At 34.6% G+C, this 19367-nt stretch carries 8 protein-coding genes; all 8 read left to right on the top strand.

The features are described 5' to 3' along the window. Positions 1–194: 194 nt before the first annotated feature. The 8 genes from uvrB to ERL59_RS02200 all read left to right on the top strand — a co-directional run bounded on the left by uvrB (position 195) and on the right by ERL59_RS02200 (position 19295). A complete protein-coding gene (gene uvrB, locus ERL59_RS02165; protein WP_160644020.1) occupies positions 195–2192 on the top strand; it encodes an excinuclease ABC subunit UvrB in 1998 nt (665 codons plus the stop codon). A 21-nt stretch (positions 2193–2213) separates the two neighbouring features. After that, positions 2214–5096 (top strand): excinuclease ABC subunit UvrA, encoded by a 2883-nt coding sequence (uvrA, locus tag ERL59_RS02170; RefSeq protein WP_160644021.1) that lies wholly within the window; start codon positions 2214–2216, stop codon positions 5094–5096. A 351-nt stretch (positions 5097–5447) separates the two neighbouring features. Continuing rightward, positions 5448–9035 (top strand): chitobiase/beta-hexosaminidase C-terminal domain-containing protein, encoded by a 3588-nt coding sequence (locus ERL59_RS02175; protein ID WP_160644023.1) that lies wholly within the window; start codon positions 5448–5450, stop codon positions 9033–9035. 158 nt (positions 9036–9193) lie between these two features. Continuing rightward, complete coding sequence (locus ERL59_RS02180) at positions 9194–9805, top strand: DUF4166 domain-containing protein (RefSeq protein ID WP_160644025.1); 612 nt, start codon at positions 9194–9196, stop codon at positions 9803–9805. Between the two features lie 370 nt (positions 9806–10175). Continuing rightward, complete coding sequence (locus ERL59_RS02185; RefSeq protein WP_160644027.1) at positions 10176–13184, top strand: carbohydrate-binding protein; 3009 nt, start codon at positions 10176–10178, stop codon at positions 13182–13184. Positions 13185–13393: 209 nt separating this feature from the next. Next, on the top strand, positions 13394–16087 hold the full coding sequence (locus ERL59_RS02190; RefSeq protein WP_160644029.1) for a carbohydrate-binding protein: 2694 nt from the start codon (positions 13394–13396) through the stop codon (positions 16085–16087). A 211-nt stretch (positions 16088–16298) separates the two neighbouring features. Beyond that, a complete protein-coding gene (locus tag ERL59_RS02195; protein ID WP_160644031.1) occupies positions 16299–17306 on the top strand; it encodes a LacI family DNA-binding transcriptional regulator in 1008 nt (335 codons plus the stop codon). Positions 17307–17555: 249 nt separating this feature from the next. After that, a complete protein-coding gene (locus tag ERL59_RS02200) occupies positions 17556–19295 on the top strand; it encodes a stalk domain-containing protein (RefSeq protein WP_160644033.1) in 1740 nt (579 codons plus the stop codon). Positions 19296–19367 lie beyond the last annotated feature (72 nt).

The raw sequence follows: 19367 nt of genomic DNA on the forward strand, positions 1-19367 counted from the left end.
TAAGTTGGCAGACATATAATTACGACAGTAGGTGTCGTAATTATATGTTATATTAAATATTATGCGCAAATAAAAAGGATTTAGATGGGGTTTGTAGGTATTTGAGTTTCATTTGCATCAACCTACATTTCAAGTTATAATATTGAATGGGAACAAATATTCCTATGAATATAAATTATTAGGCAGGTGTCAACATGAGTGATATGGTTCAAAGTGATAAGAAGTTTGAGCTTATTTCCGAATACTCTCCACAAGGTGATCAACCACAAGCGATTGAACAGCTGGTTGAAGGAATTAAAGCAGGAAAGAAACACCAAACATTGTTAGGAGCAACGGGAACAGGTAAGACATTTACGATTGCTCAAACGATTGCAAAAGTAAATCGACCCACACTCGTAATTGCACATAATAAGACACTTGCAGCCCAACTGTGCAGCGAGTTTAAAGAGTTTTTTCCTAACAACTCTGTTGATTATTTTGTGAGTTATTATGATTATTATCAACCTGAAGCGTATATGCCTGCTTCAGATACGTATATAGAAAAAGATTCGAGCATTAACGATGAAATAGATCAGCTTCGACACTCAGCTACAAGCTCCTTATTTGAAAGAAGGGATGTCATTATTGTAGCTAGTGTATCTTGTATTTACGGTCTTGGGTCTCCAAAAGAATATCGTAATTTAGTATTGGATTTAAAAGTAGGCATGGAACAGTCTAGAGATAAGATATTACATCGATTAGTAGACATCCAGTATCAAAGGAATGATATCAACTTCATTCGAGGCACTTTCCGTGTGCGCGGGGATGTAATAGAAATATTCCCTGCATCCGGGATTGAACAAGCCATTCGAATAGAAATGTTTGGTGATGAGATTGAAAGAATTACGGAAGTTGATGTATTAACAGGTGAAATTATAGGCGAAAGGCAGCATGTTGCCATATTCCCAGCTTCACACTTTGTGACACATGAAGAAACGATGAAAATTGCACTGAAAAATATTGAACGGGAATTAGAGGAGCGATTAGAGGAATTTCGTGCACAAGGTAAACTTCTTGAAGCTCAACGTCTAGAACAACGAACCAGATATGATATTGAAATGATGGCAGAAATGGGTTTCTGTTCTGGTATCGAAAATTATTCAGGTCCACTTACCTTTAGAGAAAGAGGAGCTACTCCCTATACTCTTTTTGATTACTTTCCTAAGGATATGTTAATTGTTGTAGATGAGTCCCATGTTACCCTTCCACAAATAAGAGGGATGTATAATGGAGATAGAGCTAGGAAAAACATGTTAGTAGATCACGGTTTTCGTTTACCATCTGCGTTAGATAATCGCCCTTTACAATTTGAGGAGTTTGAAAAAAAGATCAATCAGATCATTCATGTTTCAGCAACTCCAGGTCCTTATGAACTGGAACATACTCCAGAAATGATACAACAAATTATAAGACCGACAGGATTAATTGATCCAAAAATTGAAGTACGACCAACAAAAGGTCAGGTAGATGATCTCATTAATGAAATACAAGAACGTATAGAGAAAGATGAGCGAATTCTAGTCACGACTCTAACGAAAAAAATGGCAGAGGATTTAACTGACTATTTAAAAGAAATCGGAATTAAAGTAAGGTATTTACATTCTGATATTAAAACACTAGAACGGATGCAAATCATTAGAGATTTACGTTTAGGTACTTTTGATGTTTTAATAGGAATTAATCTGTTAAGGGAAGGTCTCGATTTACCAGAAGTATCGTTAGTGACGATTTTAGATGCTGATAAGGAAGGGTTTTTAAGATCTGAACGCTCACTCATTCAGACAATCGGAAGAGCAGCGAGGAATGCAGATGGGTCTGTGATTATGTATGGAGATAAAATCACAGATTCAATGGACAAAGCCATTAAAGAAACAGAACGTAGACGAGAAATTCAATTAGCTTATAATAAAAAACATGGTGTAACGCCAAAAACGATACGTAAAAAAATCAGAGATGTGATTGAGACAAGTAAGGTTGCTGAACAGAAAGCAGATTATATTACTGATAAACAAGCAAGTAAGATGTCCAAGAAAGATCGTAAGACATTGATTGAACGTTTAGAGTCAGATATGAAAGAGGCAGCAAAAAACTTGCAGTTTGAAAGAGCAGCGGAACTTCGTGATGCTGTATTAGAATTAAAAGCACAGGATTGATTAAAAGGAGCGTTTAAAACAATGTCAAAGGATCATATCGTGATTAAAGGAGCACGTGCTCATAATTTAAAAAATATAGATGTATCGATTCCTAGAGATAGCTTCGTTGTACTTACTGGATTAAGTGGGTCAGGGAAATCCTCGCTAGCTTTTGATACGATATATGCTGAAGGACAAAGAAGATACGTTGAATCATTGTCTGCATATGCTAGACAGTTTTTGGGGCAGATGGATAAACCGGATGTGGATTCAATTGAAGGGTTATCTCCAGCTATTTCTATTGATCAAAAAACAACGAGTCGTAATCCGAGGTCTACAGTAGGGACCGTTACGGAAATTTATGATTATCTTCGTTTGTTATACGCACGTATTGGTAGACCTCATTGCCCTAAACATGGAATTGAAATTACCTCTCAGACTGTAGAGCAAATGGTAGATCGAATATTAGAATATCCTCACAAAACCAAACTGCAAATATTAGCCCCTCTTGTATCAGGTCGTAAGGGCGAGCACGTTAAGTTATTGGAGGACATTCGTAAACAAGGGTTTGTTCGTGTGCGAGTTGATGGGGATATCAAAGATCTGTCTGAAACAATCAAGTTAGAAAAGAATAAAAAACATCATATTGAGGTCGTCATTGACCGCATTGTGATTAAAGATCAAATTCAAACAAGACTGGCAGACTCCATTGAAACAGCATTGAAATTATCTGAAGGACAGGTCATCATTGATATTATTGGGCAAGAAGAATTGATGTTTAATTCCAATCTTGCTTGCCCAGAGTGTGGGTTTAGTATAGAGGAATTGTCTCCACGTATGTTTTCTTTTAATAGTCCTTATGGAGCATGTGCTGAATGTGATGGATTAGGATTAAAAATGATTGTGGATCCAGACCTATTAGTTCCCAATAAAGATAAATCAATTAGTGAAGGTGCATTTGAAGCTTGGACTGGCAGTACATCTAATTATTATCCACAATTTTTAGCTGCGGTATGTGCACATTTTAACATTCCGATGGATGTACCTGTTGGAGAGCTTTCAGAAGAGCAAATGAACACGTTGTTATATGGAACAGGTGAGGAAAAAGTTAAATTTGTTTATGAAAATGATTTTGGAAAACGTCGGGAAGCGATCGTTCCATTTGAAGGGATTATTAATAATTTAGAGCGAAGATATAGAGATACAGCTTCAAATGGGATTCGTGAGCATATAGAAGGTTTTATGAGTGCGAAACAATGTAATAAGTGTAAAGGACAACGATTAAAACCTGAGAGCTTGGCTGTAACAATTAATGGGCAAAACATTGGTTATGCAACGAGTCTATCCATCAGTGAAGCCTGTGATTTCTTTGATTCTTTGATATTAACGGAAAAAGAAATGAAAATTGCTCAATTAATTTTGAAAGAAATTAATGCTAGATTAGGTTTCCTTAACAATGTAGGATTGGATTATTTAACCTTAAGCAGAGCTGCAGGAACGTTATCTGGTGGTGAAGCACAACGGATTCGATTAGCCACACAAATCGGCTCGAGTCTGATGGGTGTTTTATATATATTAGACGAACCGAGTATTGGTTTGCATCAGAGAGATAATGACCGATTGTTACAAACCTTAAAACATATGCGTGATATAGGGAATACACTTGTCGTTGTTGAACATGATGAAGATACGATGAAGGAAGCCGATTATATTATTGATATTGGACCAGGAGCAGGTATACATGGTGGAACAATCGTTTCTCAAGGTACACCTGAGCAGGTGATGGAAGATGAGAATTCTTTGACAGGGAATTACTTGAGTGGTAAAAAGTTCATTCCAGTTCCGATGGATAGAAGAACACCAAATGGAAAATGGTTAGAAGTAAAAGGAGCAAAGGAAAACAACTTAAGAAATGTAAATGCCAAATTTCCACTAGGTGTGTTCAGCTGTGTAACGGGAGTTTCAGGATCTGGTAAAAGTACTTTAATTAATGAAATCTTATATAAAACATTAGCAAGAGAGTTACACAAAGCGAGTAAAGTAAGACCAGGGAAATATAAAGAAATCAATGGTTTAGAACATGTGGAAAAGGTTGTTGATATTAATCAATCTCCAATTGGAAGAACACCGAGATCAAATCCAGCAACTTATACAGGAGTATTTGATGATATTAGAGATGTGTTTGCTGCTACATCTGAAGCTAAAGTAAGAGGATACAAAAAAGGAAGGTTCAGCTTTAATGTAAAGGGCGGACGTTGTGAAGCCTGTCGTGGTGAAGGAATTATTAAAATCGAAATGCACTTTCTACCGGACGTTTACGTACCTTGTGAAATTTGTAAAGGCAAAAGATACAATCGTGAAACGTTAGAGGTGAAATACAAAGGGAAAAATATATCGGACATTTTGGATATGACGATAGAGGATGCTTGTGAGTTTTTTAAAAACATCCCTAGAATCCAGCGCAAATTACAAACCTTGCTTGACGTAGGGTTAGGATATATGGATCTAGGTCAACCAGCAACAACTCTTTCTGGGGGAGAAGCTCAAAGGGTAAAACTAGCTTCTGAGCTTTACAGAAGAAGTACTGGCAAAACCATATATATATTAGATGAACCAACTACAGGTTTACATGTACATGATATCGATCGTCTATTAAAAGTATTACATCGATTAGTCGATAATGGGGACAGTGTATTGGTTATTGAACACAACTTAGATGTCATTAAAACAGCAGATTATATTATCGATTTAGGACCTGAAGGTGGAAAAGGCGGAGGACAAATCATTGCTGCTGGCTCACCTGAAGAACTTATTAAAGTGAAAAAGTCATATACAGGAAAATATTTAGCACCTGTGTTGAAAAGAGATACAGGTCGAACAACAAGTAATGAAAATATAGATGTGAGTGAAAGTGTTGTTTCATAAATAAAAAATGATAATTATTCAATGAAAATAGCATCTCATTTTGAGGTGCTATTTTCCATTTATTAGATTCTCCAAATAGAACGGAAATAACAGTAAATTCTGTCATAAGATACTATGTCTTTTCTTTGAATTTAGTATTACAATGGTATTGTAGTGTTGGACAAGTTCAGCATTATTAATGCTACTAATCATACAGTAAATTGATATACTTGACCCTTAATTAGAGTCTGAAAGACCCTGTTTCAGATCATTTCTTCATGGGGTTATGTTTTCTACTGATAGAAGTGTCGCTACTGCTTTATCTTGTTCTAACAATGCACAAACTAATATAACTATGGGGGAGGAAACAAAATGTATATGAAAAAAAGTGTATCTATTTTCATGGCATTTGTTTTAGTAATCAGCTTATTCAGTACAAGCATTATGAACATCAGCTCTGCGGAGCAGCAAACATTTGTTGAAACCTTAAGCAACTCCGATGCACCAGGGAACACTTATGCTGACGGGTCTTTTGTTGGTGACAATGGTATTACATGGTCTTACGTATCAGCACGTGACGAGTCAGGCTATGGGATTGATGAAAACGGTTTAATGTTAAGAAATTCTGATTCAAACAGTAGTATCGTTTCAGAAGTCATTCCAGAAGGTATTAGTTCGTTTTCAGTAGATCTTAAAAAAGGATTTACTGGAGCTGGGAATCGTCAAGTTGAGTTATTTATAAATGGAGAGTCTAAAGGCACATCAGAGGCATTTGATGATACTGACGTTCATACATTTTCAGTGGATGAAATGAATATAGCTGGAGATGTAGAAATTAAAATCGTTAATACAACTGCGAAACAAGTCGTAATTGACAACATTACATGGACAAGTTTTGATGGACAGATTACACAAGTTTCTCCTGTGAAATCCTCTCCAGGAGCAGGTGAAGTAACAGCAGGAACAGAAGTAACACTTTCTACTTCAACTGCAGACGCACAAATTTATTATACGTTAGATGGCTCTGAGCCAACGGTTGAAAGTACTTTATATGAAAATCCAATTATTGTTGAAGAATCATTATCCATCAAAGCAATTGCAATGAAAGATGGACTTGATTCAAGTGAAGTTGCTACATTTCATTATACAGTGAAACCACCACTAACATTAAGTAACATTTTAGATGTGAGAAGCAATGTTGGTGTAGAAGCTAAAATTGAAGGTATTGTAACTGCTTCTTTTGAAGCTGGTGGAAAAACAAACTTATATGTACAAGATAATACAGCAGGTATTATTGTAAGAGGTAGTGGATTGTCTGCTTCAATCGGAGATAAAATCACTGCAGAAGGATCAGTATCTGATTACTATGGTATGGCACAGTTTGAAGTAGATGGACTTACTATACTAGTAGAAGATGAGGGTACGCCAGAACCACAACTTGTAATATCAACTGATCTTACAAGTGAAAATGGTGAAGCAGTAGAAGCTGAGCTTGTTACAATCGAAAAAGTAACAATACAAGAAGTAGATAACTTTGGAAATTATACAGCTGTTGATCAAAACGGCACATTCAAATTAAATCCAGATAATGAAAGTTTGTTAGAAGTAGGCAAAACTTATGAACAAATTACAGGTGTTGTAGATTATAACTATAACGAATATAAAATTGTACCACGTTTTTCATTAGATGTGATTCAAGAGTACTTTACAGTATACGCTCAGCCTGGAACTGGTAAAATTGAAGAAGGAAATACAGTAACATTAATGACGTTTGTCGAAAATGGTACGATTTATTATACGGTAGATGGATCAAACCCAACTACTGAAAGTAATGTATATGCTGAACCTATTCAAATTAATGAAGATACAACGATCAAAGCTATTGTTGTAGAAGATAACAATGCAAGTGATGTTGTTACATTTGAATATACAGTAGTTTTACCTTTAGATTCTTTAGATATTCATGATATTCAAGGAGCATCTCATACTTCGTTATATGAAGGTTTAATTGTAAAAGATGTACCTGGAATTGTAACACACGTAGATGGAACATCCGAGTTTTTCATGGAGTCAGTTGTAGCTGATGATGACATTCGCACATCTGAAGGGATCAAAGTATATGCGAGAAATTCAGGGGTGAAAGTCGGAGATTTAGTTTCAGTAACAGGTGAAGTAGTTGAATATAGAGAAGATGGATATGATGATGCAGCAGATCTTTTAACAACAGAAATTAGTGCAAGTTCTGTAGAAGTGGTTGCAAATGATCAACCATTATCAGCACCAATTGAGCTTGGTGTTGATCGCTTGATACCAACTTCAATTATTGATAATGATGCATTTACTGTTTTTGATCCAGAAGAAGACGGTATTGATTTTTATGAAAGTTTAGAAGGTATGAGAGTCACAATAAGTGATGCTTCCGTAATCGCTCCACCTAAATATGATGAGATCCCAGTTGTACTTGAAGGTTCAGTGGATGCAAACCGCACTCCAGCTGGTGGAATATTAATTTCAGAAGATGAATTAAATCCTGAACGTATTATGGTTAAAGTATCAAACGAACCAACTGTAAAAGTGGGAGATCGTTTTGATGGAACGATTACAGGGATCTTTAGTTATGATTACAGTAACTTTAAGTTGTTAGCTATTGAAGAATTGCCAGAGGTAATTGATGGAGGTACTGAACGTGAAGTGTCAACGATTCAACCTGCAGAGGACAAATTGACAGTAGCTTCATACAATGTGGAAAACTTCTCACTTGAAAGTGGGCAAGAGAAGATAAATACAATTGCAGAATCAATGATAACTAATTTAAATACTCCAGACATTGTTGGACTTGTTGAAGTTCAAGATAATGATGGTCCAACAGATAGTGGTGTAACGGATGCTAGCCAGAGCTACCAAGCATTAATTGCAGCGATAGAAGCTCATGGAGGTCCGACGTATGAATTTACTGAAATTGCACCAATTGATAAAACAGACGGTGGTCAACCAGGTGGTAACATCCGTGTAGGATATATTTATAATCCAGAACGTGTAAGCCTTGTTGAAAAACAAGCAGGAGACGCTATTACAGCAGTAGGATATGATGAAAATGGATTAACATTAAATCCGGGTCGTATCGATCCAACGAATGAAGCGTTTGAAAGCTCTCGTAAATCATTAGCAGCAGAATTTGAATTTAATGGTGAAAGAGTGATTGTAATTGCAAACCACTTTAATTCAAAACGTGGTGATGGTGCTCCATTTGGTAGTGAACAACCCGTAGTATTAGGAAGTGAACCACAACGTTTAGAAATGGCGAAAGCCATTAATGGCTTTATTCAAGATGTATTAACTGTAAATCCTGAATCAAACATTGTTGTTTTAGGAGATATGAACGACTTTGAATTCTCTAATCCTTTAGATGTTTTAAAAGGAAATGAACTAGTTAATATGGTTGATCAGCTTCCTGTGGAAGAAAGATATACGTATAATTATCAAGGGAATTCTCAAGTATTAGATCACATTTTGGTAAGTAACAATTTACTTGATAACACAGTGGCTGACATTGTAAATATGAATGCAGACTTCACAGAAGAACATGGCCGTACTAGTGACCATGATCCTGTAATGATTCAGATTGACTTTAATGATCCAGTAGGTGATTTAACAAATGTGTTTGAACAGTTAAAGTACAATGAAGTATCAACACAAGAAGTTGCTGAACTAATTGTTTCTAAAGTGGTTTCTGGAGAATTTAGTTCAAATGAAATAAGTAATTTGTTAAAAGAAGTATTTTTAACAAATGTTTCAGATCATAAGGTCATCAAACAAGCAGAAAAAAGAATAGATCATATCGAAAAAGATTTAAATCATATGTTGAAGGATTTAAATAAAGGTAAAAAATTTAAAGAAGATAAATATGTGAAACTAGTGGCAAAAGAATTAAACAAACTTCTTAAAGAATTTAGTAAATAAAGTAAGTTAAATTAATAAAATAAGCTATACCAATAGAACCCCTTTGCTTTAAAACGTAGGGGTTCTATTGTATATTTATGAAGTACATCTTAAAAGAAAATGAAGATTCTTATATAATAATATATATATAGTTTAATAATAAAAAGGAGTTATGGTTTATGACTTCCATTTATGAAAAAGCGATGGGAAAATCATTTTATAACTTACATCCAAAATTACAAAAAAGATATACAATTGTTCAAGGGGGCTCTTTCCAAGCTAGTGGTATCATGAAAAATATACAACGTGGACCTAATTGGTTATACCCTTTATTTTTATTGGGTTTAAAAAGGAAACTTTTATTTCCCGATCAAGGTAAGAATATTCCTTTTACGATGGTAAATGAAGTTCAAAATGATAAGCAAGATAAACAAGAGATTGTACGTTGGGAAAGAGTTTTTCATTTTAAAAAAAAGCAGAGGATTTTTACTACAATAACTCGATATGATGATGAACGAAATATAATCATAGATTACCTTGGAGAACCGAGTTTATTTTCTTCTGATTTAGATTATTCTTCTACAGATCAAGGTGATTTAAAAATAAAAACCATAAACCAACGTATATTGCTTGGAAGATTTGAAATCCCATTACCAAAGATTTTACAAGGTTCAGGAACGGTAATAGAAAAATATTTAGATGACAAAGATGTGTATTATGTTCAGGTTGAGATAAGAAATCCAATGGTTGGGATCTTATTTAAGTATGAAGGAGAATTTACCCAAATCTAACAAATTAAATGATGTTCTCTACAATTTTTTTAAAATTAGTGATTATAATAAACCCTCTATGCAAAGAATGGGAAAAGCTTATTCTAAAACTTTAAATATTACTATTGAAATCGATACCAATTTAAATTAGAATAATAATAGAGAGAAATTAATAGCGCTATTATAGATTCATTTACACAAAACAGCAAGTATTATTCTAAATTTATGAAAACGATTCCATATATAATGAGAATATGATATGAATTGTTTTCTAGCTAGGAGGTGCAGCAAAACCAAAACAAAATTTTAACAAATGATATTTGATATGAGAAAAACAGTTCATATTTTATGATCAAAACAGGAATTTATTTGAATTGAAAGAGGTGTATACATGTTTAGTCAAAAAAATAAAAAGCAGCGAGCCATTTCAATGTTGTTTCTTGCATTTATTTTAGTATTTACTAGTGTAAATATAAGTACATCTATAGCCATTGGAGAATCTGTAGAAGTATGGGTAACAACTCCAGATCAGCAAAAATTGCTAGAGCAAGACAGTGATATACAGTTCTCATCAGATACCAGTGCAGCTGATATTCATGTAGATGAAAATATAGAATATCAAGAAATGGATGGATTTGGAGCAGCCGTTTCGGGATCTTCCGCTTATCTACTCCATGAAAAACTAGATTCTACTCAAAGAGAATTGATATTAAACGACTTGTTTGGTGAAGGTGGCATTAGTTTAAGTTTTGTAAGGCAAACGATGGGTGCATCGGATTTTAATCGATCAAGTTATACTTATAATGATTTACCTGATGGAGAGACAGATCCAAATTTAGAACAATTTTCAATTGAAAAAGATAAAGAAAATATCATACCTGTTTTGCAAGAAATTCAATCTGTGAATCCAGAGTTGAAAATTTTAGGAACACCTTGGAGTGCCCCAGCATGGATGAAAGAGAGCGGAACACTTAATGGTGGCACTTTAAGTCCAGATCATTATCAAGTTTATGCAGATTATTTCGTGAAATATATCGAAGCTTATGAAAACGAGGGACTACCCATTTATGCAATCACCGTTCAAAATGAACCACATCATGAAACAAACAGTTATCCTTCCATGTACATGTCAGCGGAACAGCAAATAGAGTTTATTAAAAACTATTTAGGACCAACTTTTGAATCACAATTTATTGAAACAGATATCATTGCTTGGGATCATAACTGGAATGAATTTGAATATCCGATCCAGGTATTAAATGATGAAGAGGTTAGACCTTATGTAGCTGGAAGTGCTTTTCATTGTTATGCAGGCACACCAGAATCACAAACAGCAGTGCATAATGCATATCCAGACAAAGGAATTTGGTTTACAGAATGTTCAGGTGGAGAATGGGCTACTGAATTTGGTGGAAATTTAAAATGGAACATGGAGAACATCGTGATTGGCGCAACTCGAAACTGGGCTAAGTCCGTATTATTATGGAATTTAGCATTAGATGAAAATTTCGGTCCTACTAACGGTGGGTGCTCTGATTGTCGTGGTGTTATAACCGTTGATTCACGATCTGGGGAAGTAATAAAAAATGTAGAGTATTACGTACTGGGTCATATCAGTAAGTTTGTCCAACCAGGTGCAAAAAGAATTGAATCTAATGCAAATAATGAAATGCTAAATGTTGCCTTTAAAAATCCAGATGGTTCAAAAGTTTTACTCGCGATGAACAATACGGAAGAAGAAAGAGATTTTAAAGTAAGATGGGGAGAGCAATCATTTATTTATTCTTTGCCAGCTGGTGCAGTGGCTACATTTGTGTGGTCAGGCGAACAAATTGGAGATAGTGGTGAATTTGAGATTAACCCATTTGAACAAATGGAAGCAGAGAATTTTAGTGACATGAATGGGGTGCAAACCGAATCTGCAAATGATGCAGGTGGTGGATTAGTAGTCGGGCATACGGATGATGGTGATTATTTAGTATTTAATAACGTTAATTTTGAAAATGGTGCAGAAAGTGTTGATATTAGAGTAGCAACTGAAGCCGAAGGCGGTAAAATCGAATTTAGATTAGGAAGCGTAACAGGTGAACTGATAAGCTCAGTAGATGTTCCAAATACGGGTGGATGGCAGTCATGGATAACGAATACAGCTATAGTTTCAAATGTAGCAGGTGTACACGACTTATATGTTGTATTCAAAAATGAAAATGGCGGTATTGGTAACTTTAACTGGTTTAAGTTTAACAAAACAACACCTGAGGAAAATAAATTAAGTGCTTTTGAAAGAATTGAAGCAGAAAACTATGATGTTCTATATGGTACTCAAACTGAATCTGCAAACGATGCAGGCGGTGGATTAAATATAGGTCATACAGATGATGGAGATTATATTGGCTTTAAAAATGTAGATTTTGAAAAAGGTGCTGTAAATGTAGAAGCAAGGGTGGCAACGGATTCAGATGGCGGAACGTTTGAATTTAGATTAGACAGTACGGATGGTCCGTTAATCAGCACGCTTGAAGTAACAAAAACAGGTGGATGGCAGTCATGGGTAACAAAATCAGCGGATGTTTCAAATGTAGAAGGTATACATGATTTATTCATAGTCTTCAAAAGTAATACAGGTGGGATTGGTAACTTCAACTGGTTTAAATTTAATGAAACCATACCTGAGGAAACCAAATGGAGTGCTTTTGAAAAAATAGAAGCAGAAAACTATCATACACAATATGGTGTTCAAACCGAAAATACGAGTGACAATGGCGGTGGCCTTAACGTAGGCCATACTGATAATGGAGATTATATTGGCTTTAAAAATGTAGATTTTGAAAAAGGTGCTGTTGGAGTAGATGTAAGAGCAGCAACAGATTCAGAAGGTGGAACGCTTGAATTTAGATTAGATAGTTTAACAGGTACTTTAATTGGTACAGTAGATATTACGAATACAGGCGGATGGCAATCATGGGTAACAGAAACTACAGAAGTTTCAAACGTAACAGGCATTCATGATTTGTATGTAGTGTTCCAAAATGGATCAGGTGGTATTGGGAATATCAATTGGATAAAGTTCTTTGATACTACCGAAGTACTAAAAAATGAACTCGAACAATTAAGAACAGAAAATAAAACTGCATTTGAATTAGCAGAAGCAATCATCAACTATGTGAAATTAGATGAAGGAAGTCCAAGGGAGGTAAATACCTTATTACAAGATGTATTTTTAGCTGGGGTTACGGATCATGAAACGGTAATTCATATAGGCAACATAGCTGATCATATTGAAAGAGACTTAAATCGGATGCTACAAGACTTGAATAAAGAAAACAAAAAGAGCTTTAATCAAGATCAATATGTAAAATTAGTCGAAAAAGAATTACAGAAATTATTGAAAAAAAGTTAATCAGTATAAAAAAAATCACATTTTAATATTATCAAATACATCTAGAGCAGCTCAAAAAGATTGAGTTGCTCTTTTTTTAGAAAAATGAGAATCAAATTACAGATTAATGAAAACGATTGCAATAAATATAGCATAAAAAACTTGGGACAACATATGTTGGTATAGAAATCGATTTCAATATAAATTATTTTAATGGGAGAGATGTAAAAATGAATTTAATGAAAAAAATGTTTTTATTGTTATTGGTGTTTTCTATAATAATTCCACTAAATAGTATGAATATGGTTTATGGAGTAGGTGAAAGTGTAGAGGTTTTCATAACAACACCAGATCAACAAAAATTGCTGCAGAAAGAAAGTGATGTTCAATTCTCTTCAAATTCAGGACCAGCAGGAATCACGATCAATGTGGATGAAGCGATAGAATATCAAGAAATCGATGGTTTTGGTGCTTCCGTAACAGGTTCATCAGCATACCTGTTAAATCAGAAATTAAATCCCTCTGAACGAACTCAAATTTTAAATGACTTATTTGGAGATAACGGAATTGGATTGAGTTTTTTACGACAGCCTATAGGTGCATCAGACTTCAATTTATTTAGTTACTCGTATAATGATATGCCTCCTGGACAGACTGACCCTAGTTTATCTAATTTTTCCATTCAACATGATGAAGTTAATATTATTCCAATTTTGCAACAAATTACAGGTATTAATACGGACCTAAAAATTTTAGGTACTCCTTGGAGCCCTCCTGGATGGATGAAAAATGGAGACTCCTTACATGGAGGTACTTTAAAACCTGAACATTATCAAGCACTTGCGGATTATTTTGTGAAGTTCATCCAAGCTTATGAAGATAAAGGGCTCCCTATTTATGCGATTACAGTTCAAAATGAGCCTTATCATAATACTACGAGTTATCCAAGTATGTACATGGAACCTTTAGAGCAAAGGAACTTTATAAAGAATAATTTAGGTCCTACCTTCCAAAATCAAAATGTGAATACAAAGATTATTGGTTTCGACCACAACTGGAAATATATTGATTACCCATTAGAACTGTTAAATGATCCTGATGCTAAACAATATATGGCAGGTACTGCCTTCCATTGTTATGAGGACCCTACGGATCCAGGTTTACAATCTCTGGTCTATAATGCTCATCCTGACAAAGGGATTTGGTTTACAGAGTGTACAGGTGGGTCATGGGCTGAGAACTTTGGTGATAATTTGAAATGGGAACTATCTAATTTATTTATAGGCACAACACGCAATTGGGCAAAATCAGTTACTTTATGGAATTTAGCTTTAGACCAAAACAATGGACCAATCAATGGTGGATGTGGTACTTGCCGTGGTGTAATTACAATCAATGATCAATCGGGAGAAATCACAAAAAATGTCGAATATTATGTATTAGGTCACTTTAGCAAATTCGTAAAACCTGGAGCAAAGAGAATTGAATCCAATCATACAGAAATACAAAATGTTGCTTTTAAAAATCCAGATGGTTCTAAAGTTTTAGTAACTCTTAATCCTGCATCAGAGCAAAAAACGTTCAAAGTGAATTGGGGTTCACAGTCTTTTACTTACACTCTTCCTGCCGGTGCTGCAGCAACTTTTAAATGGTCTGGGGAAACAAGCGGTGGGGATCCTAATCCTATCAATGCTTATGAGCAGATTGAAGCAGAAAATTATACAGTGATGAATGGAGTTCAAACAGAATCTACAAGTGATATTGGTGGGGGATTAAATGTAGGTTGGACAGATAATGGAGATTATATTGCATTTCATGATGTTGAATTTGGTGAAGGGGAAGGCGCCACGGCAATTGAAGCAAGAGTAGCCACACAATCAGAAGGCGGAACCATTGAAATAAGGTTAGATAGTACAACAGGCAGTTTAATTGGAACTGTTGAAATCGACAATACAGGTGGCTGGCAATCATGGGTTACAAATACTACCTCTATCTCTAATGCCACAGGTACGCATGATGTATACTTTGTGTTCAACGGTGCATCCGGTGAGGGAATTGGTAACTTCAATTGGTTTAAGTTTACCAAAGATGATATCACACCACCTGATCCAAATCTTATTGATGCTTTTTCACAGATTGAAGCGGAAGATTTTACTTTAATGAGCGGTATACAAACAGAATCTACAAGTGATACCGGTGGTGGACTCAATGTTGGTTGGTTAGATGACGGAGATTATATTGCTTTTCATCATGTTGATTTTGGTATGGGAGATGGAGCAACAGGGATTGAAGCAAGAGTAGCTACTCAATCATCTGGTGGGACCATTGAAATAAGATTAAATAGTATATCTGGTACTTTAATAGGAACTGTTGATATTCAAAATACAGGCGGCTGGCAATCATGGGATACAAATACTGCCTCAATCTCTAATGTAACAGGCATACATGATATATACTTTGTGTTTACAGGTGCATCGGGTGAGGGGATTGGTAACTTAAATTGGTTTACATTTACAGATTCTAATACAGCTCCTCCCACAAATATAAAAATTGAAGCAGAAAATTATACATCAATGAGTGGAATACAAACAGAATCTACAAGTGATTTAGGTGGAGGATTAAATGTAGGTTGGACGGATGACGGGGATTATATTTCCTTTTCAAATGTTGATTTTAATGCTGGAAAATCTAGTATAGATGTGAGAGTGGCTACACAATCAGAAGGAGGAACTATAGAGTTAAGATTAGACAGTATAACGGGTTCCTTGATCGGAACTGTAAATATTTCTAATACGGGTGGCTGGCAATCGTGGGTGACAAGCACAGCATCTATTACCAATACGACTGGTACTCATGATTTATATTTAGTATTTAAAGGTGGTTCAGATATTGGGAATGTGAATTGGCTTGAACTTATTGAATAATGAAGAAATGGAATGATAAATGAAAAAAATTATAACATTGTAGTTTAATTCATTTAATGGAGGGTATATTATCCTCCATTTTTTTTGCTTTTGCAACAAAAAGTATACATTTTTTATAGATATGTTAAAATAAATGTGACAATAAAACACAGAAATCGACGACAATGTCTAACATGATTTACAGAGTATCAATGGGAAGAGGTAGATTTCAATGACGAATAAAATAAAAGATGTATCCGCGAAAGCAGGTGTATCTCCCACTACTGTTTCTAGAGTGCTAAATAATAGTAAATTAGTAAATGAAAAAACAAAAAGAAAAGTATTAAAAGTAATTGAAGAAATGGGATACATTCCAAATGCATCTGCTAAAAACCTTCGTTCCAAAAAAACGATGACCATTGGTGTTATTGTCACTGATATTTTAGTTTCGTATAATGCGGATATTATTAAAGGGATAGAAAATATGGCAAATTCCCTTAATTACAAAATTATTATATGTGATGCGCAAGATCAGAAAGAAAAAGAAATTGATTACTTAAATTTATTATATAATCGTACCATTGATGGGATGATCTTAGTGACATCAACTTTATCTGATCAAGAGATCATTAAAATAGCAGAACAAGGTTATAACATTGGTGTGATTGGAAGGAATATTGATCATGATCTAGTATCCTGTGTATATAACGATAACTTAAAAGCAGTTCAAGAAGTGATAGACCATCTTGTACAAAATGGCCATAAAGACATAGCGTTTATAAGTGGTTTGAAAGATGCAGTGGATAGTCATGAACGTCTAGAAGGTTATATGAAAGCGTTAAAAAGAAATCAGCTCCCATTTGATCCAGAGCTTGTTGATAATGGTGATTTCTCAGAGTATGGGGGATATGAAGCCATAAAGAGAATCATACAAAGAGGTAAAAAGTTCACAGCTGTTTTCGCTGCAAATGATGAAATGGCGTTAGGAGTTTATAATGCTTTCAAAGAACTAAATATTAAAATTCCAGAACAGATTGCAGTAGTTGGAGTTGATAACATTAGAGTATGTAGTTATGTCAGTCCTAAATTAAGTACGGTTGCTCAACCAAAATACTCTATGGGAGCATTAATGACAGAAAAGCTTATTGATCAAATGAACGAAAATAAATATACTTCTTCAAGAACTTTTAAAGTCTCATCCACTTTGTTAGTCAGACAATCTTCTGATCATGAATTATAAACACTAATTTTATTTATATTAAAATAACAATCCATAATTTTACAGCTCTAATCATCATCATCATTATACAAGAAATGAATTAATCATTAAAATGGTTAATTCATTTTTTCTTTTTTATTGGTTATAGCTTCAATTTTTTCTTTTTTTAATATAACATGAAACTTTTTTTAAAAAAGTAGGTCTAATAATACTGTGGGACAAGTGAAATCATATGGATAACAAATTACACCTGAGAGGAATGGTTAGCAAATGTTTAAGAAATCGTTAGTAATGTTTTTAGTTGTTGCGCTGCTTGTTTTTCCAGCTCCGATAAACACAAACGCAGCTTCGCCAACAACAACTCAAGTTATATTATATTTAGATAAAACAGATGCCTTTGTAAATTTTGAAACTGTAGAATTAGATATTGCTCCTGTTGCTGTTCGTGGAAGTACATTTTTACCTGCTAAATTTTTAGGAGAAGCTTTCGGATTTAATGTTCAGTGGATTCCTGAGAGTAAGACAATCATTTTGGAACCATCTGATTCTTACATTGAAATTAATTTAAAAGAACAGACCGTTACAGAGAACGGTACGAAGATTCCTTTTGATGACCATGTATTTATTGATAATGGAAACTCATTAGTACATATGGGTTGGATTCTTGATACAATGGGTGCTCTCTATTCTTATGACAGAATGGACAAAAAAATTGAAATTAATTATTCAAACCTACCTTATACCTTTACAGATGGGAACCATGCTAAACCTGTGGCTAGATTTACATCAACAAAATCTCAATATCGAATTGGTGAACCAATCAAGTTGGTTGATTTAAGTTATGATCCAGATGGAGAGAATTTGGCAAGAAGTTGGACGGGGAGAGAAGAAGCCTATTTTACAGCTGGCACGTACCCTATTAGTTTAACAGTTACAGATGGTAGTGGAATTGTAAGTGAACCTTATACAAAATATATTACAATCGTTGATGATGTATATTTGACGAGACAGCACTATCCATTATATTTTCAAGAAGAAGGAACCTTTTTTCAAACAAATTTAAGTTTGCTTTCATTAGACCAGATTCCACATGAAATGGAATATGATTTTGAAAGAAAACTGTTGATAAGTGATAGCCCTGAGATGATTAAAGAACAGGGGATTTTATATCAGGATACGATCAACGGGAAAGGTCGTTTATATGCAAATCATTTAAATGTGATGGATCAAAATGTAACTTTTGCTATCTTGGCAACAAATGATACTGATGAGGACATTAAAATTACGACTACGAATAGTGGTGAAGTGAAACCTACACCTCTAGTTAATTTGATGGGACACATTGCTTCTGTTGACTTTTTGTTGGATGAAGCCCCTGATTCACAAACTAACGTGGAACCAAATGAAACTATTTTCTATAAAATCTATCCTGATTTTCTACCTCAATATGGAGTCAATACATTTTACGATGTTGAAACGGATGGAGAATTAACTTTTTCATTTGTTGCCATGAATGATGCAGATATAGAAGACTTTGAAAAAGGAGTTTATGAGCCCCTTGATGGTGACGGGCATGTTCGTGGTACTTTTCCATCATCAGATATTTATATAGAAGCAAACCAAAGTGGACAACCATTTACAAAACCGTATCGATTATCCTTTGGTGATGAGACGATTTATTCTTCTATGCAAGGTATTGATGTTTTTGAAAATGATAGTGTGGCTTTAAATAAAGGACATTATGGCATGGTATATCATATAACTATTGATAATCCTGGGGAAGTTGTCATATTACTACGTCCAAGAGCAGGCGTTTTTAAGGGTCCTATGAAAATAAACGGAGAATTAATTATGGTACCAACATCTGGAACACTTACACATTTAAGTGGGGTGTATGTACTTAAAAGAACTACGGGGGATGAGAAAACGTTAGAAATTGAGTTTACACCTCCTGCAGGCTCAGCATTCCCTGTAGATCTTATTTTTTATCCTTTAGATCCATTAAAATAATGGATACACAATGATGTTGATTGTTTAATTAATGAAAAGGGAGGGGATGATTTAAACTGGCACCCATGTCAA

The organism is Chengkuizengella marina (assembly GCF_009910845.1).
Taxonomy (GTDB): Bacteria; Bacillota; Bacilli; order Paenibacillales; family KCTC-33759; genus Chengkuizengella; species Chengkuizengella marina.